The 23554-nt window shown below is 65.9% G+C and carries 21 protein-coding genes and 1 pseudogene; 7 read left to right on the top strand and 15 right to left on the bottom strand.

What is annotated here, in order from left to right; translation table 11 throughout:
* Positions 1 to 38: 38 nt before the first annotated feature.
* Positions 39 to 791, top strand: a complete 753-nt coding sequence (locus tag OY559_RS08795) for a glutathione S-transferase family protein (RefSeq protein ID WP_277729675.1) — start codon at positions 39 to 41, stop codon at positions 789 to 791.
* A gap of 73 nt (positions 792 to 864) precedes the next feature.
* Here the strand turns inward: OY559_RS08795 and OY559_RS08800 are convergent, their stop codons facing one another.
* Positions 865 to 2625 carry a M14 family metallopeptidase gene (locus OY559_RS08800; protein WP_277729677.1) on the bottom strand — a complete coding sequence of 587 codons (1761 nt, stop codon included), beginning with the start codon at positions 2623 to 2625 and terminating at the stop codon, positions 865 to 867.
* Positions 2626 to 2774: 149 nt separating this feature from the next.
* Between OY559_RS08800 and OY559_RS08805 the strand changes: the two genes are divergently transcribed.
* From OY559_RS08805 to OY559_RS08815, 3 genes are all read left to right on the top strand, one after another.
* Entirely contained in the window at positions 2775 to 4358 is a 1584-nt protein-coding gene (locus OY559_RS08805; protein WP_277729680.1) for a POT-type proton-dependent oligopeptide transporter, read from the top strand.
* A gap of 9 nt (positions 4359 to 4367) precedes the next feature.
* Positions 4368 to 4985 (top strand): rhomboid family intramembrane serine protease, encoded by a 618-nt coding sequence (locus OY559_RS08810; protein ID WP_142125314.1) that lies wholly within the window; start codon positions 4368 to 4370, stop codon positions 4983 to 4985.
* An 80-nt stretch (positions 4986 to 5065) separates the two neighbouring features.
* Positions 5066 to 5824 carry a hypothetical protein gene (locus OY559_RS08815; RefSeq protein WP_277729683.1) on the top strand — a complete coding sequence of 253 codons (759 nt, stop codon included), beginning with the start codon at positions 5066 to 5068 and terminating at the stop codon, positions 5822 to 5824.
* Positions 5825 to 5969: 145 nt separating this feature from the next.
* Here OY559_RS08815 and OY559_RS08820 read toward each other — a convergent pair whose 3' ends face one another.
* On the bottom strand, positions 5970 to 6173 hold the full coding sequence (locus OY559_RS08820) for a hypothetical protein (protein ID WP_277729685.1): 204 nt from the start codon (positions 6171 to 6173) through the stop codon (positions 5970 to 5972).
* A 198-nt stretch (positions 6174 to 6371) separates the two neighbouring features.
* Here OY559_RS08820 and OY559_RS08825 point away from each other — a divergent pair, with 198 nt between their 5' ends.
* The 3 genes from OY559_RS08825 (at position 6372) to cfa (ending at position 8705) form a co-directional block, all read left to right on the top strand.
* Positions 6372 to 6665, top strand: coding sequence for a GNAT family N-acetyltransferase (locus tag OY559_RS08825; RefSeq protein WP_277729687.1), 294 nt, complete (start codon positions 6372 to 6374; stop codon positions 6663 to 6665).
* 68 nt (positions 6666 to 6733) lie between these two features.
* On the top strand, positions 6734 to 7579 hold the full coding sequence (locus OY559_RS08830; RefSeq protein WP_277729689.1) for a DUF3298 and DUF4163 domain-containing protein: 846 nt from the start codon (positions 6734 to 6736) through the stop codon (positions 7577 to 7579).
* A 7-nt stretch (positions 7580 to 7586) separates the two neighbouring features.
* The gene (cfa, locus tag OY559_RS08835; protein WP_277729691.1) at positions 7587 to 8705 is read left to right on the top strand and encodes a cyclopropane fatty acyl phospholipid synthase; all 1119 of its coding nucleotides are present in this window, start codon (positions 7587 to 7589) and stop codon (positions 8703 to 8705) included.
* Between the two features lie 62 nt (positions 8706 to 8767).
* Here cfa and pilH read toward each other — a convergent pair whose 3' ends face one another.
* From pilH to purB, 13 genes and pseudogenes are all read right to left on the bottom strand, one after another.
* Positions 8768 to 9160, bottom strand: a complete 393-nt coding sequence (pilH, locus tag OY559_RS08840) for a twitching motility response regulator PilH (RefSeq protein WP_093297747.1) — start codon at positions 9158 to 9160, stop codon at positions 8768 to 8770.
* A gap of 104 nt (positions 9161 to 9264) precedes the next feature.
* Positions 9265 to 10260, bottom strand: a complete 996-nt coding sequence (locus tag OY559_RS08845) for a YhdH/YhfP family quinone oxidoreductase (RefSeq protein ID WP_277729694.1) — start codon at positions 10258 to 10260, stop codon at positions 9265 to 9267.
* 21 nt (positions 10261 to 10281) lie between these two features.
* Positions 10282 to 10578 carry a GIY-YIG nuclease family protein gene (locus tag OY559_RS08850; RefSeq protein WP_277729696.1) on the bottom strand — a complete coding sequence of 99 codons (297 nt, stop codon included), beginning with the start codon at positions 10576 to 10578 and terminating at the stop codon, positions 10282 to 10284.
* A 1029-nt stretch (positions 10579 to 11607) separates the two neighbouring features.
* On the bottom strand, positions 11608 to 12201 hold the full coding sequence (locus tag OY559_RS08855; RefSeq protein WP_277729697.1) for an LOG family protein: 594 nt from the start codon (positions 12199 to 12201) through the stop codon (positions 11608 to 11610).
* A gap of 3 nt (positions 12202 to 12204) precedes the next feature.
* On the bottom strand, positions 12205 to 12561 hold the full coding sequence (locus OY559_RS08860; protein WP_277729698.1) for a hypothetical protein: 357 nt from the start codon (positions 12559 to 12561) through the stop codon (positions 12205 to 12207).
* Positions 12562 to 12635: 74 nt separating this feature from the next.
* Positions 12636 to 14072: a dihydrolipoyl dehydrogenase gene (lpdA, locus tag OY559_RS08865; protein ID WP_277729699.1), complete on the bottom strand. Its 1437-nt coding sequence runs from the start codon at positions 14070 to 14072 to the stop codon at positions 12636 to 12638.
* Positions 14073 to 14312: 240 nt separating this feature from the next.
* Complete coding sequence (gene sucB, locus OY559_RS08870; RefSeq protein ID WP_277729700.1) at positions 14313 to 15539, bottom strand: dihydrolipoyllysine-residue succinyltransferase; 1227 nt, start codon at positions 15537 to 15539, stop codon at positions 14313 to 14315.
* A 41-nt stretch (positions 15540 to 15580) separates the two neighbouring features.
* Positions 15581 to 18409 carry a 2-oxoglutarate dehydrogenase E1 component gene (locus tag OY559_RS08875; RefSeq protein ID WP_277729959.1) on the bottom strand — a complete coding sequence of 943 codons (2829 nt, stop codon included), beginning with the start codon at positions 18407 to 18409 and terminating at the stop codon, positions 15581 to 15583.
* A 187-nt stretch (positions 18410 to 18596) separates the two neighbouring features.
* Entirely contained in the window at positions 18597 to 19508 is a 912-nt protein-coding gene (locus OY559_RS08880) for a GNAT family N-acetyltransferase (RefSeq protein WP_277729701.1), read from the bottom strand.
* Between the two features lie 2 nt (positions 19509 to 19510).
* Positions 19511 to 20755: pseudogene (locus OY559_RS08885) on the bottom strand (cupin domain-containing protein); the annotation flags it as partial.
* A gap of 85 nt (positions 20756 to 20840) precedes the next feature.
* Positions 20841 to 21749: a subclass B3 metallo-beta-lactamase gene (gene bla / locus OY559_RS08890; RefSeq protein WP_277729702.1), complete on the bottom strand. Its 909-nt coding sequence runs from the start codon at positions 21747 to 21749 to the stop codon at positions 20841 to 20843.
* The gene (locus OY559_RS08895; protein WP_277729703.1) at positions 21746 to 22144 is read right to left on the bottom strand and encodes a VOC family protein; all 399 of its coding nucleotides are present in this window, start codon (positions 22142 to 22144) and stop codon (positions 21746 to 21748) included. Before OY559_RS08895 ends, bla begins: the two co-directional genes overlap by 4 nt.
* A 22-nt stretch (positions 22145 to 22166) precedes the next feature.
* Positions 22167 to 23534, bottom strand: a complete 1368-nt coding sequence (gene purB, locus OY559_RS08900; protein ID WP_277729704.1) for an adenylosuccinate lyase — start codon at positions 23532 to 23534, stop codon at positions 22167 to 22169.
* Positions 23535 to 23554: the final 20 nt, after the last annotated feature.

Here is a 23554-nt window from a genome sequence, read left to right on the forward strand (position 1 = left end):
GCGTGCCCACCCTGCCATTGTCCTTGCTGGAGAATGGTATGTCCGAACCGCTGACGATCATCGGAAACTACATCTCGCCCTACGTGCGCAAGGTGCTGGTCTGCCTGGAGCTGAAAGGCATTCCATACCGGATCGACCCGATCGCCCCGTTCGTGGGCGATGCGGAATTCAGCCGCCTCAGTCCCTTGCGTCGCATTCCTGTACTGCGCGACGGCGATCTGGTGCTCAATGATTCCACGGTGATCTGCGAGTACCTGCAGGACAGGTTTCCGCAGCCGTCGCTGTATCCGGCCGATCCCGTGCAGCGGGCACAGGCGCGCTGGCTGGAGGAATACGCGGATTCCTATCTGGGCGATGTGATCGTCTGGCGCATGTTCTTCCAGAAGGGCGTGCGCCGGTTCCTGTTCAACGAAGGCACCGACGAAGAGATGGTACGCAGGGCCCGGGACGAGGAACTGCCGGTGGCGCTGGATTACCTGGAAGCGCGGCTTCCCGCTGCCGGCTGGCTGTTCGGCGATATTTCCATCGCCGACATCAGCATCGCGGCCTTGTTCCGTAATGCGGTGTTCGTGAAGTACCAGGTCGATGCCCAGCGATGGCCGCGCACCGCCGCCTTCCTCGCACGCGCCTGGGCGTTGCCGCCGTTCCGGGCTTTGGCGGGCTACGAAGAGCGGACCCTGCGCACGCCGCTGCCGGAGCAGCGTGCAGTGCTTGCGGAGATGGGCGCACCGCTCACCGACACGACCTGCGGCAATGCGCCGCCGCGCTATGGCGTGATGCGGCTGGGGTGACGGATCCCGGTCAGCGTCTTCTGCGGCAGCGGCGCACGGGGCGACGGCCCGCTCCTGCCACCGCACCAGGGCATCAGGGGTTCGTGTCGACGCGCAACACCGGATACAGCCGATAGCGTTCGTCCCATGACGGATGCCGGCGGTAGAAGAATTCGAGCCGTGCTGCGGGATCGTCGGAGAAGGCTTTGTCTTCACGCAGACGGCGTTCGAACTCGGCCTTCACGGCGGGGTCGCGCAACATGTCGCGCGCCACGCTCTCGGCCACGTAGTCTTCCATGTATTCCTTGCGCTCGAACGCATTGTTGAAGCGGCCCCAGGCGAGCAGCGAATCCGGCGCCTGTGGTTCAAGCAGCGCCATGACCAGGCGCGACTTCGCCTGCGCGATGGGCACGAACAGCGTGCCGGCCGGCACGCTGCGCGCTTCCTGCCTCCACTCGCCTTCCACCGTCAGGCGCTGGCGGGCTTCAACCGGGCCACTGCCGAAGCTGGTTTTCGTGGCGCGGAACGCACCGGCTTCACCCTGCCAGGGCTTGCCGAGCAGGCGATACTCCACGCCATGCGTCTTCAGTACATCGGCGACCCAGGACGCCTCCGCGGCCGGCACCAGGTAGCCAGCGCCGGGCACATCGATGACGAGTGCAGGGCGAATGTCATCCTTCAGCGGCACCTTCCATAGCTGCGGTGTCGTTTCGTCATAGCGCGTCATCAGTGCGCCGGAGACATCCGAGCGCGTACGCGTGTACGCGTATCCGCGAAAATCCACGGTGCGCGCGATGGGTGCCGCCGCATAGGTCAGTGGCTCGGATTCTCCGGCGAGCCGTGCGGCAACGGCATCGGCATTCCGTGCCCTTGCGAGCCAGTCGCTACCGTGCGCCGCGACCTGTTCGAGTACCGACACCACCGTGTTGCGGGTGATCTTCACCCTCACCGGGTACTCCTTCCATGAATGCGTTTCGACCAGCATCGCGATGCGGTTGCGGAGCAGGAAGTAGCCATGCGAGAAGCGCGGCGGCGCCACGCTGTCTTCGAAGCCGGACGTCGGATCGTCATTGACGACGAAGGAGGGGTAGTAGGGCAGGGGCAGAGAACCCTGCGTGGCCAGATCCCCGATCACCGACGTCCTCAGGGCCAGGCCTGCCTGACGCAGCCCCGCATCGCCGGCATGCACGGGCTCGACCTGGATGGAGATGTCGTGCTCGAACTGCGCGCCGTTGGTCGCGTGCAGATCCACCGTGACCAGCGGGTCCCAGCGCTGCACCAGCTGCAGCATCGCCTGCATCTCAGGGGTGTCGGCTTTCAGGTAGTCGCGGTTGAGGTTGAAGTTCTGCGCGGTGGTGCGCCAGCCCATCTCTTTCGGGCCGCGCTGGTTGGGCCGGTTCCACGCGCCGAAGCGCTCGTGGCCATCCACGTTGAACACGGGCACGAACAGCCACACCTGCTTGTCCAGCGCGCCGCTCGCTGCCTTGCCTTCCAGCACCTCGCGCAGCGCCAGGAAGCCTGCATCCTTGCCATCGATCTCGCCGGCATGGATGCCGCCCTGCACCAGCACGACGGGGAGTCCGCGCTTGCGTGCCAGGTCCGGCGTCAGCGCGCCGCTGGTCGAGGCCACCAGCATTTTCATCGGGCGTCCCTCCGGCGAGGTGCCGAAGGTGTGGCAGCGCACCGCCTTGGGGTACTGGCGCGCAAACGCGTCGCACAGCGCGATGACCTCGTCGTAGCGTCCGGTTTCAACGAATCCCGAGCGCTCGGACACGGTGGTGAGGGCGGGCGTGGCATGCGTCAGTGGTGCGAGGGCCAGCAGCAACACGGCGGAGGCGGAGAGGGCGCGCAGCATGGAAAAATCCTGAACAGGGCAGGGGCGAATGATGCCGTGCAATCGCGGTCAGTCCCAGTCCCCGTTGCCCGTGTGCCCCGCGCACCGGTGGTTCGACCCTGTGCGGGCGGATACGGTAACCTTCCGGGACTTTTTCACCGGAAGATCGGATGAGCACGACCGCAGAAGCCAGCCAGGGCCGCATGCCCCGCCAGATTCCCTACATCATCGGCAACGAGGCGTGCGAGCGGTTCAGCTTCTACGGGATGCGCAACATCCTGGTGCCGTTCCTGGTGAGCAGCATCCTGCTGGCTTATCTGCCAGAGATGGACCGAGAGGGTGCGGCGAAGGATATCTTCCATACCTTCGTGATCGGCGTTTATTTCTTTCCGCTGCTGGGCGGCTGGCTGTCCGACCGGTTTTTCGGCAAGTACAACACCGTCCTGTGGCTGTCCCTTGTCTACTGTGTCGGACATGCATGCCTTGCGGTCTTCGAGGAGAACCGCACGGGCTTCTACACAGGCCTGTTCCTTATCGCGCTGGGTTCCGGTGGCATCAAGCCGCTGGTGTCGGCATTCGTCGGTGACCAGTTCGACCAGAGCAACAAGGGCAAGGCCAAGGTCGTCTACGACGCGTTCTACTGGACAATCAACTTCGGTTCGTTCTTCGCATCGCTCCTGATGCCGGTCTTCCTGAAGAGCTACGGACCCAGCGTCGCGTTCGGCATCCCCGGGGCCCTGATGATGATAGCGACGGTGATTTTCTGGGCCGGCCGGCACAAATACGTGCACGTGCCGCCGTCGCCTCCGGATCCGGATTCGTTCCTGAATGTCGTCCGCAGTGCACTGACCGGACCGGCTTCGGGCAAGGGTCTTGGCACGGCGCTCGGCGGCAGCGGCGTCGCGCTGGCCATCGTGTCGCTGGCCCTTGTTCCTGCCCTCGGCTTCGTCAAGGCGGTACTGATCGGGTTGGGTTTGCTGATCGCATTGGTCGGCATAGGTGCGTCCCTGCAACTTGAACGCGCGCGGGGCAGGCACCCGGATTCCGCCATCGAAGGCGTGCGCGTTGTGCTCAGGATCCTCATAGTGTTTGCGCTGGTAACGCCTTTTTGGTCGTTGTTCGACCAAAAGGCGTCCACATGGGTCTTGCAGGGCCAGACCATGCGCATTCCTCACGATGCCTGGTGGTGGCCCAGCAAGCTGGTGGTGACCGCGGGCCAGATGCAGGCCTTGAATCCGATCATGGTCATGCTGCTCATTCCCTTCAACAATCTGGTCCTGTACCCGTTGCTGCGCAGGCTGGGCTACGAGCCGACGGCATTGCGGCGCATGGGATTCGGCATCGTTTTCTCTGGCGTGGCATGGATCCTGGCGGGCATGATCCAGCTGTGGATCGATGGCGGAGATCCTGTTTCCCTGGCGTGGCAGATCCTTCCCTATCTGTTGCTGACGTTCGGCGAAGTGCTGGTTTCGGCGACAGGACTCGAGTTCGCCTATAGCCAGGCTCCGCGCTCGATGAAGGGTGTGATCATGAGCTTCTGGCTGCTGTCCGTGTCGTACGGGAACCTGTGGGTGCTGATGACCAACGCTGCCGTCCGCAACGAAGTCGTCATCGGGCAGATCGCGAGTACGGGACTCAGCGAGAACGCATTCCTGATGTTCTTCTTCGCCGGTTTCGCTTTCGTGGCGGCATTGGCATTCGCGCTGTACGCGCGTACGTATCCCATGCAGGACAACTACCGCACCGCGGCGTAAGGACGAGGGATGAGCGCACCCATTACCCTGCTGCTGATCGCAGTGACCTGCGTGGTCAGCTTCATCGCGTTCCGCACGCCGTCACTGCTGATGCGGCTCATCCTGTGGCCACCCGCGATCCACCGGCACCGCCAGTACGACCGGCTGGTCACCTACGGGTTCATCCACGCGGATTTCTGGCACCTGCTGTTCAACATGTTCACGCTGTTCTTCTTCGGTCGCCTGATGGAACAGGTGATCACCCAGATAAGCGGCAGCCGGCTGACCTTCGTCGCGTTCTATTTCTCCGCGTTGGTGGTGTCGATCCTGCCGACCTACCTGAAGCACCAGAACGATCCCAACTACCGCAGCCTGGGCGCGTCCGGTGCCGTGTCGGCGGTGCTGTTCTCCTACATTCTGATCGACCCGTGGGCGCGGATAGGCGTGTTCTTCATTCCCATGCCCGCCATCGTGTTCGCCGTGCTCTACATCGCGTACAGCATCTGGATGGACCGGCGTGGCGGCGACAACATCAACCACGGCGCGCATCTGGCGGGTGCCGCTTACGGCGTGCTGTTCCTCGCGGCGATGGAGCCTCGCGTGCTGGGCCATTTCCTGGAAGCGTTGTCGCAGCCAAGCTTCGGTTAAGCCGTCATTGCGGCAGCGCTCACCTGCGCTGAAGGTCCTGCGTGTTATCCCGGTGCCACGTCTCATACGTGGAGCAGCGCATGGCAACCGCAAAGACACGCAAGGTGGCCCGCAAGACCGCGAGCAAGGCCGCCACGAAGAAGGCGCCAGCCAGGAAGGTCGTGAAGAAAGCAACGGCGAAGAAGACGGCGAAGAAGGTGGTCAGGAAGGCAGCGGCGAGCACGACAAAGCCCGCGCGCAAGACCACGGCCGGCGCCTCGGCCACGAAGCAGGCAACGTCGCGCGCCGGTGCAGGGAAGGCGGGCACGACCAGAAAGCGGGTCGCGGCAAAGAAGGCGGCGGCGAAGAGGGGCGCAACCAGGAAGGTCGCTGCCAAAAAGGTCGCTACAGAAAAAGCCGCAGCGAGAAAGACGACAGGCAAGGTTGCCGGCGCCCGTCCGGCGCGCAAGAGCACGGCGAAGAAAGTTGCGGGCAAGTCCACGGCAAGACCCGTGAAGAAGGTGGCGGGCAGCTCGACGGGGTCACGGACCGTGGGCAAGCGTGCACGCAAGACGCCGGCCCGCAAGCGCGCGCCGCGCAGGATCACGCCGACGCAGGCGCTGGAAACGGCACGTGCGTTGCTGGAACAGAAGCACGAACTGGATCGGCAATCCGCACCGTGGCAACAGATCGACCACCATGATCACGGCGCGGCGCCTGGCGCGGGATTCGTCTCTTCCGAAGCTGCGGGCAAGGCGCTGGAACTGCATGCCGCCGAAAGCCGGATGAAAGCCATCCAAGGCAGCGCGGGAACACAGGATCGGCGCAATCAGGGCAAGCGCGACCATCGCGGCGAGTGACCGCCACGGCATGGAGAAAAGTCGGGAGGGAGATTCGCGCCGTGAGCGCCAAGCGATGCAGCCGGGACGGGACTCCGGCGCGGCAGTCACACCCGAAGGCGGACCCCTGCGCCGCGCCGGAGCACCCGGTAGAAAGGGTGGGGCGTCAATCCATCAGCGAATGCACGGCATGGACGCCGGCGGTGTCGCTGCTGGAGTAGGTGGACATCAGGCGCTCGTACACCGCGTTGTTCAGGCGCTCGAACTCCCAGTCCTTGGTATGGCCGGTGACGGTGAGCTGGTACAGGCCTTCCAGCAGGGTGAAATCGCTGGCGCTGGAGACGTCGGGCAGTTCTTCGGTCAGGCTCATGGCGGGCTCCGGATTACGGGTCGTTTGAGCCGTATCACGCAGCAATCGTGCCAATGTGTGTTTTGCCAAACTCGTCACGTTTTATGCTGACTTGAAATCCTTCACAAGCGTGAATGTGACGCGATGCGTCCAGTTCTGCCGCAGCCACAGGCGGGCATTGGGTCACAATGCCCCTGAGCCCCCTGCCACGGAGACGCCATGACCGGTGACCAGCCTGCCCTCGACCTGCATCACGACCCGACCGCGCGCCGTTTTGCCACCCGGCTGGACGGATGGGAGGCCGAACTGCTGTATTCCCTGCGCGACGGCCGCATGGTGATCGACCATACCGGGGTGCCCGACGCCATCGGCGGCCGTGGTGTGGCCGCTGCCCTGGTGAAGGCTGCGCTGGACCACGCGCGGTCGCAGGGGTGGCGTGTCATCCCTGCGTGTTCGTACTCCGCGGCGTACGTTCAGCGGCATCCGGAGTACGCCGATCTGGTGGAGGCGTGATGTGTCTGGAGGATGGCAAACGCGCGGCCTAGAATGACGGCCATCACACACCCGGAAGGAGCCCGAACGTGTCCCCCAGCATTTCCCGACCCCCATTCCACCAGACCAGCCTGCTGTTGATGGCGATCCTCGCCCTGTCCGCCTGCAAGCGGGACGCGGCCGCTCCGCCCACACCCCCGGGGGAGGCAGTCCCGCCCAGCGCGACGCCCGTGGACGCACCGGCCCTGCCGGTCGAGCTGAAGGACGTCATCGAAAGTACGGACCGTTATGTCGTGGGGATCAGTTATCCGGCCTCGGTCAACCGTTATCCGGCCCTGGCCAAGGCGCTGTCGGACTATGCGACGGCGGAACGCGCCGAACTGATGGAAGCGGTGGAGGCCTTCGGCAACGACAAGCCCAGCGCACCGTATGAATTGTCGCTGGCGTTCGAGCAGGTCGTGGATACGCCGCAGATCGTGGCAATAGCGGCGGACGGCAGCCGCTATACCGGGGGTGCGCACGGTCAGCCGCTGATCGCACGCTTCGTATGGCTGCCGCAGCAGGACGCAAGGCTGACGGCCGCGGCATTGGTGCCAGGCCCGGAAGGCTGGCGTGCCATCAGCGACTACGTGCGGGAGCAACTCCACACCGCCGTGGTGACCCGCGCCGATGAGGACGAACTGGCGCCGGCGGATCGGGCGGCGCTGATCAAGAGCAGTGCGCGCATGATCGACGAAGGCACCGAGCCCGATGCCGTCAATTTCAGCGAATTCGTGCCCGTGCTGGATGCCGCGGGCCGTATCACGGCACTGCGCTTCGTCTTCCCGCCCTACCAGGTGGGCCCTTACGCGGACGGTACCCAGGCGGTCGACGTGCCGGCTGCCGTGCTGCTTCCGTATGTCGCACCGGAGTACGTGGGGCTGTTCGCCCGCTGATGCCACGATGCCGCATCATCGCTTCCAGCGCAGGATCACGGACCTGTTGGCCGAAGCGGATGTGCTGATCGGAGGGGATCGGCCTTGGGACCTGCAGGTACACGACGCGCGCTTCCACGCGCGCGCGCTGGGGCAGGGTTCGCTGGGCCTGGGTGAAAGCTACATGGAGGGCTGGTGGGACACGGCCTCGCTGGATGGCCTGCTGTTCCGTCTGTTGTCAGCCCGGTTGGACGAACGCGTGCACCGGGCAGGCGAGGTCTTCGATGCGCTGCGTGCCCGCCTGACCAACCTGCAGTCGCCGCGCCGCAGCGGCGAAGTGGCGCGACGCCACTACGACCTCGGCAACGATCTGTACCGCGCGATGCTGGGCCGCCGACTGGTCTACAGCTGCGGCTACTGGCGTGGGGCGAAGGACCTGGATACAGCCCAGGAAGCCAAGCTGGATCTCGTCTGCCGCAAGCTCCGCCTGCAGCCGGGCATGCGTGTGCTCGACATCGGCTGCGGTTGGGGCGAGGCGCTGAAGTTCGCGGCCGAGCGCTACGGCGTGAGCGGCGTGGGCATCACCATTTCCCGAGAGCAGGCGGAATACGCCACCCGGCTCTGCGCGGGGCTGCCGATCGAGATCCGACTGCAGGACTACCGGGCAGTGGACGAGCCGTTCGACGCCGCGTTCTCGCTGGGCATGTTCGAACATGTCGGCGTGAAGAACTACGTCGGGTACTTCGATGTGGCCCGGCGTTGCGTACCCGAGGAAGGCCTGTTCCTGCTGCATACCATCGGCGGCATCCGCTCGGTCAACCGCACCGATCCCTGGATCGCGCGTTACATCTTCCCCAATTCGATGCTGCCCTCCGCACTGCAGATCACGCAGGCCATCGAAGGGCGCTTCGTGCTGGAGGACTGGCACAACTTCGGAACCGACTACGACCGCACGCTGCAGGCGTGGCGCGACAACGTGGAATCGGCATGGGACGGACTGGACGCGCGCTATGACGAGCGTTTCCGGCGGATGTGGCGGTTCTACCTCGCGGCGTCGATGGCCACCTTCCGGAGCCGCCGGTCCCAGCTCTGGCAGGTCGTGCTGTCGCCGCGCGGCGTGCCCGGAGGCTACGTGGCGCCGAGATGAAGGGCTGGAACGAAAAGAGCAGGCCAGGCCTGCTCTTCGCATGTCATCGGGTGGCCTGGCGGTCAGGCGGAAGGCGGCGAGGGCAGTTCGCGGGCGTTGAAGATGCGCTCGATCACCTCGGCCAGTTCGTCTTCCGAGAACGGCTTGGTCAGGTAGGCCTTGGCGCCCTGGCGCAGGCCCCACATGCGGTCCGTATCCTGGTCCTTGGTGGTCACCAGGATCACCGGGATGTGCTTGGTCGTGGCTTCGCGGCTGAGCGTGCGCGTGGCCTGGAATCCGTTGAGGTTGGGCATCACCACGTCCATCAGGACCATGTCCGGGAGCTCGCGCTTGGCGACTTCCACGCCCGCGGCGCCATCCTCGGCGGTGATGGATTCGTGCCCCAGCTTCTCGACGATGCGCTGGATGCCCAGCAGTTGCGACGGTGAATCGTCGACGATCAGAATTTTTGCCATGGAGTTCCCCAAGTTGTCCCCGCCGTCGATTGTAGAGCGTGTTCGGGACAAGACAAATGGTCAGGACGGCCAGCCGGTGACGCCTGTCGTGCCGCCACTGCCGTTCATCCCATTCGCACGAGCGTGCGACCGAAGGAGCCGCCGGCCAGCATGGTCCGGAACACCTCGGACAGCCCGTCCAGCGTGGTTTCGCGGGTGCAGATGGCGTCCAGGTGGGCCGGTTTCCAGTCGCTCGCCAGATGCTGCCAGACTGCGTCCCGGATGTCGCGCGCGGTGCCCGCCGAGGCGACGCCCAGGAGGGACACCCCGCGGATGATGAAGGGCATGACAGTGGTGGGCAGGTCGGCGCTGGCAGCCAGTCCGGCGGTGGCCACGTTGCCATAGGGCACGGTCTGGGCCAGCAGGCTGGCCAGCATCGGCCCACCGACATTGTCCAGCCCGCCGCCGAAGCGCGCGGTCTCCATCGGACGCGTGGTCGCCAACGCGTCGCGCCCCAGCACTTCGCGGGCACCGATGGCTTTCAGGTAGTCCGTGTTCTCAGGCTTGCCGCTGATCGCGTGCACGTCGAAGCCCGCCTTGCTGAAGATGTCCACTGCCAGGGAGCCCACGCCGCCGGTGGCGCCGGTCACGGCGAGCGGACCGAGGTCGGGGGTCTGCCGGTTCTCGCGCATGCGGAAGAGCGCCAACGCGGCGGTGAACCCTGCGGTGCCCAGGATCATGCTCTCGCGCAGGCTGAGGCCGGCGGGCAGGGGGATGACCCACTTCGCTTCCAGGCGGGCGTACTCGGCGTAACCGCCATCGCGCGTCTCGCTGAGGCCGCAGCCAGTGACGAGCACGGCATCGCCTTCCCGGAAGGCGGGATCGGTGGAGGCCACGACGTGCCCGGCCACATCGATGCCGCCCACCAGCGGAAACTTGCGCAGGATCTTGCCTTCGCCCGTGCCGGCGAGGGCGTCCTTGTAGTTGACCGACGAGTACGCGGTCTTGATGACCACTTGGCCGGGGTTCAGGGCTTCCAGCGCGATGGTCTCGATGCCGCTGCGATAGCCGGCGTGATCGTTGTGGACGCGGAATGCGGTGAAGGTGGTGGGGAGCGTCATCGTCGTTGCGCCTCTATCGTGTCAAAGGATGTCGGGGTACAGATCGCGCCACGTCGGATTCGCATCCTCGACAAGGCGGATTTTCCACACCCGCTTCCAAGCTTTCAGTGCCTTCTCGCGCAGGATCGCAGATTCCATCCGCGCATGGACTTCATACCAGACCAAAGTATGGATGCCGTAGCGTCGGGTGAAGCCGTCGACCTGATCGTGCTTGTGCTGCCAGATGCGGCCTGGAAGGTCGGACGTTACACCGATGTAGAGGGTGCCTCGTGGTCCGCTGGCCAGAATGTAGACACAGGGAATCCGTTCCCTCGACATGCAGGCTCTCCTTTGCTTGTCCTGAGTTTCGTCGATGGACTATAGACCGACCCCGTCATTCCAGCGAAGGCTGGAATCCATTGGCCGTGCGCGCCGCGGGAATCGCGGCAAGAGCGAGATGGGTCCCAGCTTTCGCTGGGACGACGGAAGGAGTTCTGAAGCGTGATTCCTCCGAGGCCGTCATTCCAGCGAAAGCTGGAATCCATGGGCCGTGCGCGCTGCGGGAATCGCCGAAAGAGCGAGATGGGTCCCAGCTTTCGCTGGGACGACGGAGAGGGTCCCGGAGCGTGATTCCCCGAGGCTGTCATTCCAGCGAAGGATGGAATCCATTGGCCGTGCGCGCCGCGGGAATCGCCGAAAGAGCGAGATGGGTCCCAGCTTTCGCTGGGACGACGGAGAGGGTCCCGGAGCGTGATTCCCCAAGGCCGTCATTCCAGCGAAAGCTGGAATCCATTGGCCGTGCGCGCCGCGGGAATCGCCGCAAGAGCGAGATGGGTCCCAGCTTTCGCTGGGACGACGGAGAGAGTTCCGGAGCGTGATTCCCCGAGGCCGTCATTCCAGCGAAAGCTGGAATCCATTGGCTGTGCGTGCCGCGGGAATCGCCGAAAGAGCGAGATGGGTCCCAGCTTTCGCTGGGACGACGGAGAGGGTCCTGGAGCGTGATTCCCCAAGGCCGTCATTCCAGCGAAAGCTGGAATCCATTGGCCGTGCGTGCCGCGGGAATCGCCGAAAGAGCGAGATGGGTCCCAGCTTTCGCTGGGACGACGGAGAAGGAGTTCTGAAGCGTGATTCCTCCGAGGCCGTCATTCCAGCGAACGCTGGAATCCATTGGCCGTGCGCGCCGCGGGAATCGCCGCAAGAGCAAAGTGGGTCCCAGCTTACGCTGGGACGACGGAGAGGGTCCCGGAGCGTGATTCCCCGAGGCCGTCATTCCAGCGAAAGCTGGAATCCATTGGCCGTGCCTGCCGCGGGAATCGCCGAAAGAGCGAGATGGGTCCTGGCTTTCGCTGGGGATGACGGAGAGGCAGCTCAGCGCAACGATTTCCGCCGCTTCTCATCCATCCACTTGTCCGCCTGTGCCGGGGTGTAGGCGCGCATCCACGCGACCATCGCATCGATATCGTCGCCGTGCCAGAGGTCGTTGCGCTGCTCAGGGTGCAGGAAGCGCTCTTCCACCATGCGATCGATCATGCCCATCAGCGGCGTGTAGAAGCCTTCCACGTCGAGGAACGCGCAGGGCTTGTCGCCGATGCCGAGCTGGCGCCACGTCAGCATCTCGAACATCTCGTCCAGCGTGCCGAAGCCGCCGGGGAGGGCGACGAAACCGTCCGAGAGATCGAACATGCGCTTCTTGCGTTCATGCATGTTGGCGACCACTTCCAGCCGGGTCACGCCCTTGTGCGCGACTTCCCAGCCCACCAACTGCTCGGGAATCACCCCGACCACTTCGCCGCCTGCAGCGAGCACGGCATCGGCCACGATGCCCATCAGACCGACGTTGCCGCCGCCGTAGACGAGTTGCATGCCTTCCTTCGCGATGCGGTCGCCCAGGGCGATGGCGCGTTCGGTGTAGGCGGGCTTGTTGCCCGCGTTGGAGCCGCAGTAGACGCAGAGGGAACGCATGGGTCAGTCTTCCTTCAAGAGCGAGGGGACGGCGGACGCGGCGTCGACGCGGCCGCAGTCCACGCTTTCGATGGTGCCGCCGCTGTAACGCAATGCGGACGTACGGCGGACGCCCTGCGCATCGGTGGTCTGCCAGAAGTCGATCGCGAAGCTGCCCGCGGGTGGATCGCCGGCAGGGCCGGCGGCGCTGTGGCCACTGAGCGTGCTGTCAGGTGGGCGTTGCATGATCGCCAGCGCTTCGCGTAGGTTCATGCCCACGTTCACCAGCGCGCATCTTGTGTGCGGATCATCGTGCCCGTCGGGTGATGTCATGGTGGCGGCCGATGTCGTCAGCGGAATCAGGAGCAGCAAGGAGAGCATGGTTTTCCGTCGGCGGTGGGATCCCGGAAGCAGAACGGCCCGGAAGACCGGGCCGTTCGTGCAAGAGGCCTGAATCAGTTGGCCTTGTGGATCGCGCGCTTGTCCACCGCCATGGCCGCATCGTGGATCGCTTCGGACAGGGTGGGGTGTGCGTGGCAGATGCGGGCCAGGTCGTCGGCGGAGCCGTTGAACTCCATCGTGATGACGCCTTCGTGCACCAGCTCCGATACGCCCACGCCGACCAGGTGCAGGCCGAGGATGCGGTCGGTCTCGGCATGCGCGAGCACCTTCACGAAGCCCGCGGGCTCGCCCATGGCAACGGCGCGTGCGATCGCCGCGAACGGGAAGCTGCCCGCCTTGTACGGGATGCCTTCGTCCTTGAGCTGCTTCTCGGTCTTGCCGACCCAGGCGATTTCCGGCTCGGTGTAGATGACCCACGGCACGGTGTCGAGGTTGACGTGGCCCGGCAGGCCGGCGATCAGTTCGGCCACCGCGATGCCTTCCTCGAAGCCCTTGTGCGCGAGCATCGGGCCGCGCACGCAGTCGCCGACGGCCCACACGCCATCCACACCGGTGTGGCAGTGGTCGTCCACTTCGATCTGGCCGCGCTCGTTGAGCTTCACGCCGGTACCGTCGGCCAGCAGGCCCTTGCTGGCCGCCTTGCGGCCCACCGCGACCAGCAGCTTGTCGACCGTCAGGGTCTTCTCGCCTTCGGCATCGGCGTAGGTGACCACGACTTCCTTCTTCTTGCCCTTGCCGGTGACTTCGGTCTTGCTGACCTTGGCACCCAGGCGGATGTCCAGGCCCTGCTTCTTGAATTCCTTGGCGGCGGTCCTGGCCACTTCCGCGTCGGCGGCGGCCAGGAAGTCGGGCAGGGCTTCAAGGATCACGACCTCGGCGCCCAGGCGCTTCCACACGCTGCCCAGCTCCAGGCCGATGACGCCCGCGCCGATCACCGCCAGGCGCTTCGGCACTTCGGTGAAGTCCAGCGCGCCGACGTTGTCGACGATGTACTTGTTGTCGAACTTGGCGAACGGCAATTCGATGGAATCCGAACCGGCGGCGATGATGACATTGGTGCCCTTCAGCTCGACTTCGCTGCCGTCGTGCTGCTTGACCTTGACCACGTTGCCGGGCTGCAGCTGGCCGAAGCCGTAGTACGGGGTGATCTTGTTCGCCTTGAACAGCATCGCGATGCCGCCGGTGAACTGCTTCACGATCTTGTCCTTGCGGCCGACCATCGCTTCGACGTCGATCTTCGCGTCCTTGAAGCTGATGCCGTGGTCGCCGAACAGGTGGCCCATGTTCCAGAACTGGCGCGACGAATCCAGCAGCGCCTTGGAAGGCACGCAGCCCACGCGCAGGCAGGTACCGCCCAGCGCCGGCTTGCCGTCCTTGCCCAGCGCGGCGTCGATGCACGCGACCTTCATGCCCAGCTGCGCGGCGCGGATGGCGGCGTGGTAGCCGGCCGGACCGGCACCGATGACGACGACGTCGAATTGTTCAGCCATTTGGAAGTCCTTTGCTTTTCCCTTCTCCCGCCGGGAGAAGGTGGCGCGAAGCGCCGGATGAGGGTGTGCCGCAGTCGCTTATTCGGGAGATTCGACGTTGAGCGAGCCACAGCGAGTAAAGGAAAAGAACAGCCGGTAGGTCGCCTCTACAACTCGCTGCGGCTCGTTCATCGTCACAGGCCCCGCGTTGCTGGTGGGGCGCCCCCAACCCCTCTCCCGATGGGAGAGGGGCTCAGTGCATCACATGCCCAGCAGCATGCGGTGCGGGTTTTCCAGCTGGTTCTTGATGTCCACCAGGAACAGCACCGCGTCCTTGCCGTCGATGATGCGGTGGTCGTAGGACAGCGCGATGTACATCATCGGCGCGGCGACGACCTGGCCGTTCTCGACGATGGCGCGGTCCTTGATGGCGTGCATGCCGAGGATGGCGCTCTGCGGCGGGTTGACGATCGGCGTGGACATCAGCGAGCCGAAGGTGCCGCCGTTGGTGATGGTGAACGTGCCGCCCTGCAGGTCTTCCAGGCCCAGCTTGCCGTCGCGCGCCTTCTTGGCGTATTCGGCGATGCCTTTTTCGATGTCGCCGAAGCCCATGCGCTCGACATTGCGTAGCACCGGCGTCACCAGGCCCTTTTCGGTGGAGACCGCGATGGAGATGTCGGCGTAGCCGTGGTAGATGATGTCATTGCCATCGACCGAAGCGTTGACGACCGGGTGGCGCTGCAGCGCGTTGGCGGCGGCCTTGGCGAAGAAGCTCATGAAACCGAGCTTGATGCCGTTGGCCTTCACGAAGTCGTCCTGCAGCTCCTTGCGCATCTCCATGACCTTGGCCAGGTTGACCTCGTTGAACGAGGTCAGCATGGCGATGGAGTTCTTGGACTGCATCAGGCGCTCGGCGATGCGCGTGCGGATGCGGGTCATCGGCACGCGCTCTTCCGGACGCGCGCCGCCGCTGACGCCGGCGTTCTTGCCGCTGGCGTAGTTGATCAGGTCTTCCTTGGTCACGGCGCCCTTGCGGCCGGTGCCTTCGACGTTGGCCGGGTCGATGCCCTGGCTGACGGCGGTGAAGCGGGCGCCCGGCGGCAGGCCGTCGGTGCTGGCGGCAGCCGGGGCTGGCTTGGTGCTGGACGGCGCGGCCGCATCGGTCTTGGCGGCCTCTGCCTTCGGCTGCACTTCCTGCGCGCCGGCGGCGGGCTTCTTCTCCTCGGCGGCGGGCGCGGCGGCGGCCACGGCGCCTTCCTCGATGATCGCCAGCAACTGCTGGCTGGTCACCGTGTCGCCTTCCTTGAACTTGATCTCCTTCAGCACGCCATCGACGGGCGAGGGCACTTCCAGCACGACCTTGTCGGTTTCCAGGTCCATCAGGTTCTCGTCGCGCTTGACCGCGTCGCCCACCTTCTTGTGCCAGGCGGCGATGGTGGCATCGGAAACGGACTCGGGCAGAACCGGAACTTTGACTTCAGTGGCCATGGGATGGGACGTCCTGGTGGTGTTGTTCTGGGAATGGGGGCTTATTCGGCAACGTTGTCGTTGCCGAGCTTGTTGACCAGCGCATCGGCGACCAGCTTCAGCTGCTCCTCGACGTGCTCGGCGAAATGGCCGGCAGCGGGCGAGGGCGAACGCGGGCGGCCCGCGTAGTACAGCGATTGCGTGTCGGACAGGCAGGCCTGCAGGTGATGCTTGATCTGGTACCACGCGCCCTGGTTCTGCGGCTCTTCCTGGCACCAGACGAACTCGGTGGCCTTGCCGTAGCGTTTGAGTTCGGCGGCGAGCTGTTCGCGCGGGAACGGGTACAACTGCTCGACGCGCAGGATGGCGACATCGTCCTGGCCACGCTTCTGCGCATCTTCCAGCAGGTCGTAGTAGACCTTGCCCGAGCACGCGACGACGCGCTTGACCTTCTTGGCGTCGGCGGCGGCGTCGGGGATCAGGTGCTGGAATTCGCTATTGGCCAGTTCGTCCAGCGTGGACACGGCCAGCTTGTGGCGCAGCAGCGACTTCGGCGTCATCACCACCAGCGGCTTGCGCGTGGTCATGCGCATCTGCCGGCGCAGCATGTGGTAGCACTGGGCCGGCGTGGTCGGCACGCAGACCAGCATGTTTTCCAGTGCGCACAGTTGCAGGAAGCGCTCAAGGCGCGCGGAGCTGTGTTCGGGGCCCTGGCCTTCGTAGCCGTGCGGCAGCAGCAGGGTCAGGCCGCTGATGCGGCCCCACTTGGCTTCGCCGGCGGCGATGAACTGGTCGATCACCACCTGCGCGCCATTGGCGAAGTCGCCGAACTGCGCTTCCCAGATGCACAGCGTGTTGGGGTCGGTGGTGGAGAAGCCGTACTCGAACGCCATCACCGCTTCCTCGCTGAGCAGCGAGTCGATGATGGTGGCCTGCTCGGGCTGTTCCACCAGTTGGCGCAACGGCAGGTAGTAGCTGTCGGTCTTCTGGTCGTGGAGGATCGCGTGGCGGTGGAAGAACGTGCCGCGACCGGCGTCCTGGCCGACCAGGCGCAGTCCGTTGCCTTCGGCCAGCAGGGTGGCGTAGGCGAGGTTCTCGGCGAAGCCCCAGTCGGCCGGCTGGTCGCCCGCGGCCATCTTCACGCGGTCTTCGTAGATCTTCGCCACGCGCGGATGCAGTGCAACGCCGGCCGGGATGGTGGTGATGATCTTCGCCAGCGAATCCAGCGACTTGCGCTTGACCCGGGTGTCCACCGGGTCGCTGAGCTTGCCCGACAGGTACTTCGACCAGTCGATGGCGAGTTCGTCGCCTTTCTGCTTGGCGAGTTCGGTGGTGTATTCGCCCGAATCCAGCTTGTTGCGGTATTCGTCCGCCAGCGCCTTGCCGCCCTCGGCCGGGATGATGCCCGCGCTTTCCAGCTTGGCGGCATACATCTCGCGGGTGGTCGCGTGCTTGCGGATGGTCTGGTACATCACCGGCTGCGTCGCGGCGGGTTCATCCGCTTCGTTGTGGCCATGGCGGCGGTAGCACACCAGGTCGATCACCACGTCCTTCTTGAACTGCTGGCGGAAGTCGTACGCCATCTGCGCCACGAACACCACGGCTTCCGGATCGTCGCCGTTCACGTGGAATATGGGGGCGCCGACCATCTTGGCCACGTCCGTGCAGTACATCGTGGAGCGGGCGTCTTCCTTGTTGCTGGTGGTGAAGCCGATCTGGTTGTTGATCACGATATGGAGCGTGCCGCCGACGGCGAAGCCGCGCGCCTGCGACATCTGGAACAACTCCATCACCACGCCCTGGCCGGCGAACGCGGCGTCGCCATGCATGATGATCGGCAGCACGGTCTGGCGCGCGGCGTCGGTACGGCGCTCCTGGCGCGAACGCACGCTGCCGGCCACGACCGGGTCGACGATTTCCAGGTGCGACGGATTGAATGCCAGCGCAAGGTGCACGGGGCCGCCGGGCGTGGCGATGTCGGCAGAGAAGCCCATGTGGTACTTCACGTCGCCGGCATGGGCCAGGCTGTTGTCGTGTTCGAACTTGCCTTCGAACTCGTCGAACAGCTTGCGCGGGCTCTTGCCCAGGGTATTGACCAGCACGTTGAGGCGGCCGCGGTGGGCCATGCCGACCACGATGTCCTTGACCCCGCCTTCGCCCGCGCTGCGGATCATGGTGTCCAGGAGCGGGATGAGCGCGTCGCCGCCTTCCAGCGAGAAGCGCTTCTGGCCCACGTACTTGGTGTGCAGGTAGCGTTCCAGGCCCTCGGCCGCCGTCAGGCGTTCCAGCGTGCGGCGCTTGGCCTCCGCGGACAGACCGAATTGACCGCCGGCGCTCTCCAGGCGCTGGTACAGCCACTGGCGCTGGTCGACTTCCGGGATATGCATGAATTCGACCCCGATGGGGCCGGTGTAGGCCGCCTTCAGGCGGGCCAACAGATCACGCAGCTTCATGCGCGTGTTGCCGCCCACGTTGCCGGTGCTGAACTCGCTGTCGAGGTCGCGCTCGGACAGGTTGTGGAACGCCAGGTCCAGGTCCGGCGGGTTGACCGACGGGGTCAGGCCCAGCGGGTCGAGCTGCGCCCCCAGGTGGCCGCGCGACCGGTATGCCGTGATCAGGCGGCCCACGTTGCGCTCGCGCTCGTCGCCCCCGGCGGCCACGACATGGCCGTTGTTGGCGGCCTGGCGGGCGGCGTCGGCGATCTGCTGGATTACCACCGAATGCGGGACATCCCCCGCCTCGTGGCCCTTGAATCCGTCGAAGTAAGCCTTCCATTTGGGCCCCACGCTGTCCGGGGCGACGAGGTATTGCTCGTACAGGTCTTCGACGTAGGAGGCGTTGCCCCCGTTGAGCTGCGAGGATTGCGCGAACTGCTTCAGGAGATTGTCCACGATGGCGATGGCGTGCTGTGGGTAGTCGAGGGGGCGCTTGCGGCCCATATCGCGCTATGTCTCACGCGCATGGACGAAAACCCGGAAATTATACCCCCATGCCGGGAAGCGGGCGTAACCGGATTGGACTAAAGGCGCAGGCCCCGGGCCGGTGAAGGCCGTCCGGTACCGTGATGGCGGTACCCGATCAGAGGCCCAGCGCGCGGTACTCCGTCACCGGACGCGCACGCTCCCACATCTGGGTGAACTCTTCCCGCAACTGGCGGGCGCGCCCGGCATGCATCAAGCCTGCTTCGCCGTCGAAGCGGTGGCCCAATGGCCGGTGATAGTAGCCATGGTCATCGTTGGCAACGAAGGCGGCGGTGTACGGCAAGTCCACCGGGTCCTGCACTTCGCGGAAGGCGAACACGCTGGGAAGGCGCTGCCCAAGGCCGATCAGGGGGGCCAGCATGCGCTGGGGTGTGCCGGCATCCTGCAGCAGCACCTGGACGTGTGCACCTGGTTGACGGGTGGCGAAGCGGCGAAGCGCATCCACGACAGCGGGTGCATCCCACAAGCCCGGGTCCAGCGCGCGACTGCAGATCACCAGCGTCCGTCGGGCCTGTGCGATGACGGCCGTGGTGATGGCCACCGCCTCTGCGCGATGGGCGATGGTGGTCGGCCCGGACAGCGTCCGGCGCATACCCTGGTGCTCGATGCCGGCCTCGAGGAATCGCTCGCCTTCGGGCAGAAAACCGTGACGGGTGTAGAACCCTTCCGCACTCACCTGCGCGTGCAGCGACACGTCAGGCCAGTGGCGGCGGAGAGCTTCGTCCAGCAAGGCGACCAGCATCGCCTCGCCAACGCCCTGGCCGCGCCACGCCGGCAGCACGGCCATGCGGCCGATCCGATGGTCGGGCGTCAAGCGTGCGGCACCGATGGCGTGCCCCGCGCTGTCGCGCGCGAGCACGTGATGGCAGAGCGGGTCCAGCGCATCGCGTTCCAGATCGCGCGGTACCTGCTGTTCCTGCACGAACACCGCGTCCCGCACCTCGTGCAACGATGCAGAGGTGGCGGCATAGTCGACGGCTTCGATGTGGTAATCCTGCGCGGCCTTCATGCGTCTTCATCCTGCGGGTCGGGATCATCGTCGTCGAATGCCAGCTGGTAGTGGCCCTGCGCAGCGAGCGCCATCACCGCGTCGCGGCCGGCGTCGCTCAGCGCACCGTAAGTGGTGCCATCCAGTCCTTCCAGCGCGGCCAGTAGCTGGGCGTCCTTCACCGGCAGCGCGTAGTCCAGGCCATTGCAGAACAGGCTGGCGCCCTGGCGGCGGCGGCGCCATGCGAAACGCGAGAATGGATGACGCAGCAGGCGTGCGCCCTGCTGCAGGTCCCACTCCATCTCGATGCGCGACGGCGTTTCCGGCGCGGGCATGACATCGCCGGACGCGCGATACGTGGTGATGAAGCGCCCGAACCAGTCGCCCACGAGGTCCGGGTCGTTCATGCGCAGGGCATTCAGCGCCTCGACCACGCGCTCCATCGCCCGGGCATCGATCTCGTTCGGGTCGTGCGGCGCGGTCAGGTCTTCGTCGTGGTAGCGCACGGCGTCGTCGGCATCGGCGATCAGCGTGTCGAGGTAGTCGCCGATCAGTTCTGCCGACGACGGCGCCCGCATTCCCACAGAAAACGTCAGGCAGGCGTTCTCCGCCACGCCGTGGTGGGGAACCAGCGGCGGCAGGTAGAGCATGTCGCCCGGCGCCAGTACCCACTCATGGGTGGGGTCGAACTGGCGAAGCAGCTTGATCGCCACATCGTCCTGGAAGCCGAGGTCGGGCGCGGGCTTCCCCATCGCGACGCTGGCATCGATCATCCAGCGCCTGTCGCCCTGCGCCTGCAGCAGGAACACGTCGTAGTGGTCCACGTGCGCGCCGACCGAGCCGCCGGTGGCCGCGAAGCTGATCATGATGTCGTCCACGCGCCAGCGCGGCAGGAAGCGGAACTGCTCCAGCAGCTGGCGGACATCGGCGTCCCACTTGTCCACGTCCTGCACCAGCAGGGTCCAGTCGTGGTGGGGCAGGCCGGGAAAGTCTTCTTCCTGGAACGGGCCGGTGCGCACGTCCCAGGTACCGGTGGCACGGTCCAGGCTGATCAGGCGTGCGAGCACGCCTTCCTCGCACGCGAGCCCGGCAAGATCCTCCGGTTGCACGGGCGTTTCGAAGTCCGGGAAAGCGTTGCGGATCAGCAGCGGCCGCTTGTGCCAGTAATCGCGCAGGAAGCGCTCGGCCGGCATGCCGAGCGGGTGCGCGCGGCTGGCTTCGATTTCGAACGGAAGCGACGCGGCGCGGGCGGGAGTCTTCTTGGTCATCGGGTGGTATCCGCGCGGGGATGCGTCGTACAGGAAAAGGGGAGGTCAGCGTCGCCGATGGGGGCACCGGCGGCATTGATGCCGATCAAGGGTGTGATGGGGGCGGGGCCATCGCGGCTTCGTCGGCAAGCCGCTTGTCCAGGCGCTCGGAGGCCTTCTGCGCATAGGCACGGCAGGCGCCGCGGTCCATCCGTGGCGCGTTCGCCCTCGGCCCGATCCGTGTCCACAGCGCGCTGGCGGACGGATGCGGGGTGACCAGGATGTCGCAGTCCAGCGCGGCAACCCGCGCCAGCGTGCCGCGGAACGCGGCCGTGTAACCGGGGTGCGCTGCGTCGTCGCTGTAGCGGTATACGTCGTCGGAGATCGCGGTCAGGCTGTCGGCGTAAACCATCTGGTGGCAGGCGTCGCCTTCACAGGACCGCCAGGTCCAACTGGTGCCGCCGGGCGTGTGACCGGGCGAAGCGACCGCTTGCAGGGCCAGCGGGCCGACGCGCACCACGCCGTCATCGGCAAGCGTGACGACATGCTCGACCGGGGCGATGGGTTCCGCCACTTCCAACTGCGGGTCCAGGCGGTCCGGCATGCCGCGCTTCAACGTGCCCACGGCGGGTGCGCGGGCATACACGGGCGCGCCGGTGGCGCGCTGCAGCTCGGCCAGGCTGCCGGCATGGTCGTTGTGCTCGTGCGAGAACACGATGGCGCGTACGTCCTCCGGCTTGAAGCCGAGTGCGCGGATGTTGGCAAGAATCAGTGGGCCGGCCTGCGGCGTGCCGGCGTCGACCAGGATGTGGCCGTCATCGGACGTCACCAGCAAGGCGGTGATGCCGCAGGTGCCGACGTACCAGGTGTTGCCGTAGACCTGCAGCGGCGTGGCCGGATCGTTCCAGCCGGCGTCATCGGCGCAGGCCTTGGCGGCAGGCGTGTCGGAGGCGAGCGCGGCGACCGGAAGCGCGAGGGCAAGCAGACCGCAGAGCAGGGTGGAGCGGAGCATCATGTGGCGATCTCGTCGTAGCCGCGGTTGACGAACTGCAGCAGGCACCAGCCGTGGCCGAAGGAGTCGGCCAGGCGGACGATGCGGCCCCAGTTCGTTTCGCGGATGGGGGATTCCTGCACTAGACCTGCCTGCACGGCGCGGTCGAGGGCGGGTTCAAGGGATTCGACGACCACGTCCAGGTGCACGGGCGTCCAGTGCCGGGTGTAGTCGCGCTGCGCCGCCGTTGCGGCCGGAGAACCGGCCGTGTTGTGCAGCAGGTAGATCGGTGCCTGTGCGCCGAGCAGTTCGACGCCGCCTTCACCGAAACGGCGACCGGTGCTGAGTCCGAAGGCGCGGGTGTAGAGCGCTTCCGCCGCAGGCAGGTCGGGAACGTCGATGTTGATCAGTACGTGCATCGCCGCGTCCTCGCCCCCGAGGTCAGATATTCCGGGCAAGCCGTTCGGCGAGGCCGGTGTAGCTGCCGGGCGTCATGTCGCGCAGGCGCTGCTTGTCCTCGGCCGGCAGATCCAGTGATTCGACGAAGGCGCGCATCGAGTCGGCGGTGATGCCCTGGCCGCGCGTGAGCGCCTTCAACTGCTCGTACGGGTTGGGCAGGCCGTGGCGGCGCATCACGGTCTGCACCGCCTCGGCCAACACTTCCCATGCGGCGTCGAGGTCGGCGTCCAGGCGCTGCGGGTTCACTTCCAGCTTGCCCAGGCCCTTGGCCAGCGAATCCAGTGCCACCTGCGTGTGGCCGAACGCCGTGCCCAGCGCACGCAACACGGTGGAGTCGGTCAGGTCGCGCTGCCAGCGGCTGATCGGCAGCTTGGCGCTGAAATGCTCGAACAGGGCGTTGGCGATCCCGAAATTGCCCTCGGCGTTCTCGAAGTCGATCGGGTTGACCTTGTGCGGCATCGTCGACGAACCGACTTCGCCTTCCTTCAGGCGCTGCTTGAAATAGCCCAGCGAGATGTAGCCCCAGATGTCGCGCGCCAGGTCGATCAGGATGGTGTTGGCACGGCGCGCGGCATCGCCGATCTCGGCGACGTTGTCGTGCGGTTCGATCTGGGTGGTGTACGGATTGAACACCAGGCCGAGGCCTTCGACGAAACGTTGCGCGAACGCTGGCCAGTCGACGTCGGGGTAGCTAGCCACGTGGGCGTTGTAGTTGCCCACCGCACCGTTGATCTTGCCGGTCAGTTCGACGGCTGCAAGATGGGCGCGCTGGCGCTCGATGCGCGCGACGACATTGGCGATTTCCTTGCCCAGCGTGGTCGGGGACGCCGTCTGGCCGTGCGTGCGCGACAGCATCGGTTGTGCGGCCTGCGCATGGGCCAGCGTGCGCAGGCTGGCGGTGACGCCGTCCAGCGTCGGCAGCAGCACCTCGCGACGCGCCTGCTCCAGCATCAGGCCGTAGGACAGGTTGTTGATGTCTTCGCTGGTGCAGGCGAAGTGGACGAATTCCAGCGCCGGGGCGAGTTCGGCGTCGTCCTTCAGCTGCTCCTTGATGAAGTACTCCACCGCCTTCACGTCGTGGTTGGTGGTGCGCTCGATCTCCTTGACGCGGGCGGCATGGGCCACGCTGAAGCCGTCGGCCAGCGCTCGCAGCTTCGCCGTCGCGGCGGCGGAGAAGGCGGGCAGTTCGATGACACCCGGCTCGGCGCCCAGGGCCAGCAGCCACTCGACTTCCACCTTCACGCGGGCGCGGATCAGGCCGTATTCGGAGAAGATCGGACGCAGTGCATCGACCTTGCCGGCGTAGCGGCCATCAAGGGGGGACAGGGCAAGCAGGGACGAATCCGACATGGGCGCGGGGAAGGGGGCTG

It is taken from the genome of Pseudoxanthomonas sp. SE1, assembly GCF_029542205.1.
Taxonomy (GTDB): domain Bacteria; phylum Pseudomonadota; class Gammaproteobacteria; order Xanthomonadales; family Xanthomonadaceae; genus Pseudoxanthomonas_A.

Bases quoted from the DNA above. Each gene is read 5' to 3' on its own strand.
- lpdA (WP_277729699.1), bottom strand. From the start codon at position 14,072: ATGGCTGAACAATTCGACGTCGTCGTCATCGGTGCCGGTCCGGCCGGC.
- OY559_RS08820 (WP_277729685.1), bottom strand. From the start codon at position 6,173: ATGAGCCTGACCGAAGAACTGCCCGACGTCTCCAGCGCCAGCGATTTC.
- OY559_RS08860 (WP_277729698.1), bottom strand. From the start codon at position 12,561: ATGCTCTCCTTGCTGCTCCTGATTCCGCTGACGACATCGGCCGCCACC.
- OY559_RS08845 (WP_277729694.1), bottom strand. From the start codon at position 10,260: ATGACGCTCCCCACCACCTTCACCGCATTCCGCGTCCACAACGATCAC.
- OY559_RS08895 (WP_277729703.1), bottom strand. From the start codon at position 22,144: ATGCACGTACTGATCAACATCGACGTTCCCGACCTGCCTGCGGCGGAA.
- OY559_RS08815 (WP_277729683.1), top strand. From the start codon at position 5,066: ATGGCAACCGCAAAGACACGCAAGGTGGCCCGCAAGACCGCGAGCAAG.
- OY559_RS08810 (WP_142125314.1), top strand. From the start codon at position 4,368: ATGAGCGCACCCATTACCCTGCTGCTGATCGCAGTGACCTGCGTGGTC.
- bla (WP_277729702.1), bottom strand. From the start codon at position 21,749: ATGATGCTCCGCTCCACCCTGCTCTGCGGTCTGCTTGCCCTCGCGCTT.
- sucB (WP_277729700.1), bottom strand. From the start codon at position 15,539: ATGGCCACTGAAGTCAAAGTTCCGGTTCTGCCCGAGTCCGTTTCCGAT.
- OY559_RS08800 (WP_277729677.1), bottom strand. From the start codon at position 2,625: ATGCTGCGCGCCCTCTCCGCCTCCGCCGTGTTGCTGCTGGCCCTCGCA.
- OY559_RS08795 (WP_277729675.1), top strand. From the start codon at position 39: ATGTCCGAACCGCTGACGATCATCGGAAACTACATCTCGCCCTACGTG.
- OY559_RS08850 (WP_277729696.1), bottom strand. From the start codon at position 10,578: ATGTCGAGGGAACGGATTCCCTGTGTCTACATTCTGGCCAGCGGACCA.
- purB (WP_277729704.1), bottom strand. From the start codon at position 23,534: ATGTCGGATTCGTCCCTGCTTGCCCTGTCCCCCCTTGATGGCCGCTAC.
- OY559_RS08880 (WP_277729701.1), bottom strand. From the start codon at position 19,508: ATGAAGGCCGCGCAGGATTACCACATCGAAGCCGTCGACTATGCCGCC.
- OY559_RS08855 (WP_277729697.1), bottom strand. From the start codon at position 12,201: ATGCGTTCCCTCTGCGTCTACTGCGGCTCCAACGCGGGCAACAAGCCC.
- cfa (WP_277729691.1), top strand. From the start codon at position 7,587: ATGCCGCATCATCGCTTCCAGCGCAGGATCACGGACCTGTTGGCCGAA.
- OY559_RS08805 (WP_277729680.1), top strand. From the start codon at position 2,775: ATGAGCACGACCGCAGAAGCCAGCCAGGGCCGCATGCCCCGCCAGATT.
- pilH (WP_093297747.1), bottom strand. From the start codon at position 9,160: ATGGCAAAAATTCTGATCGTCGACGATTCACCGTCGCAACTGCTGGGC.
- OY559_RS08825 (WP_277729687.1), top strand. From the start codon at position 6,372: ATGACCGGTGACCAGCCTGCCCTCGACCTGCATCACGACCCGACCGCG.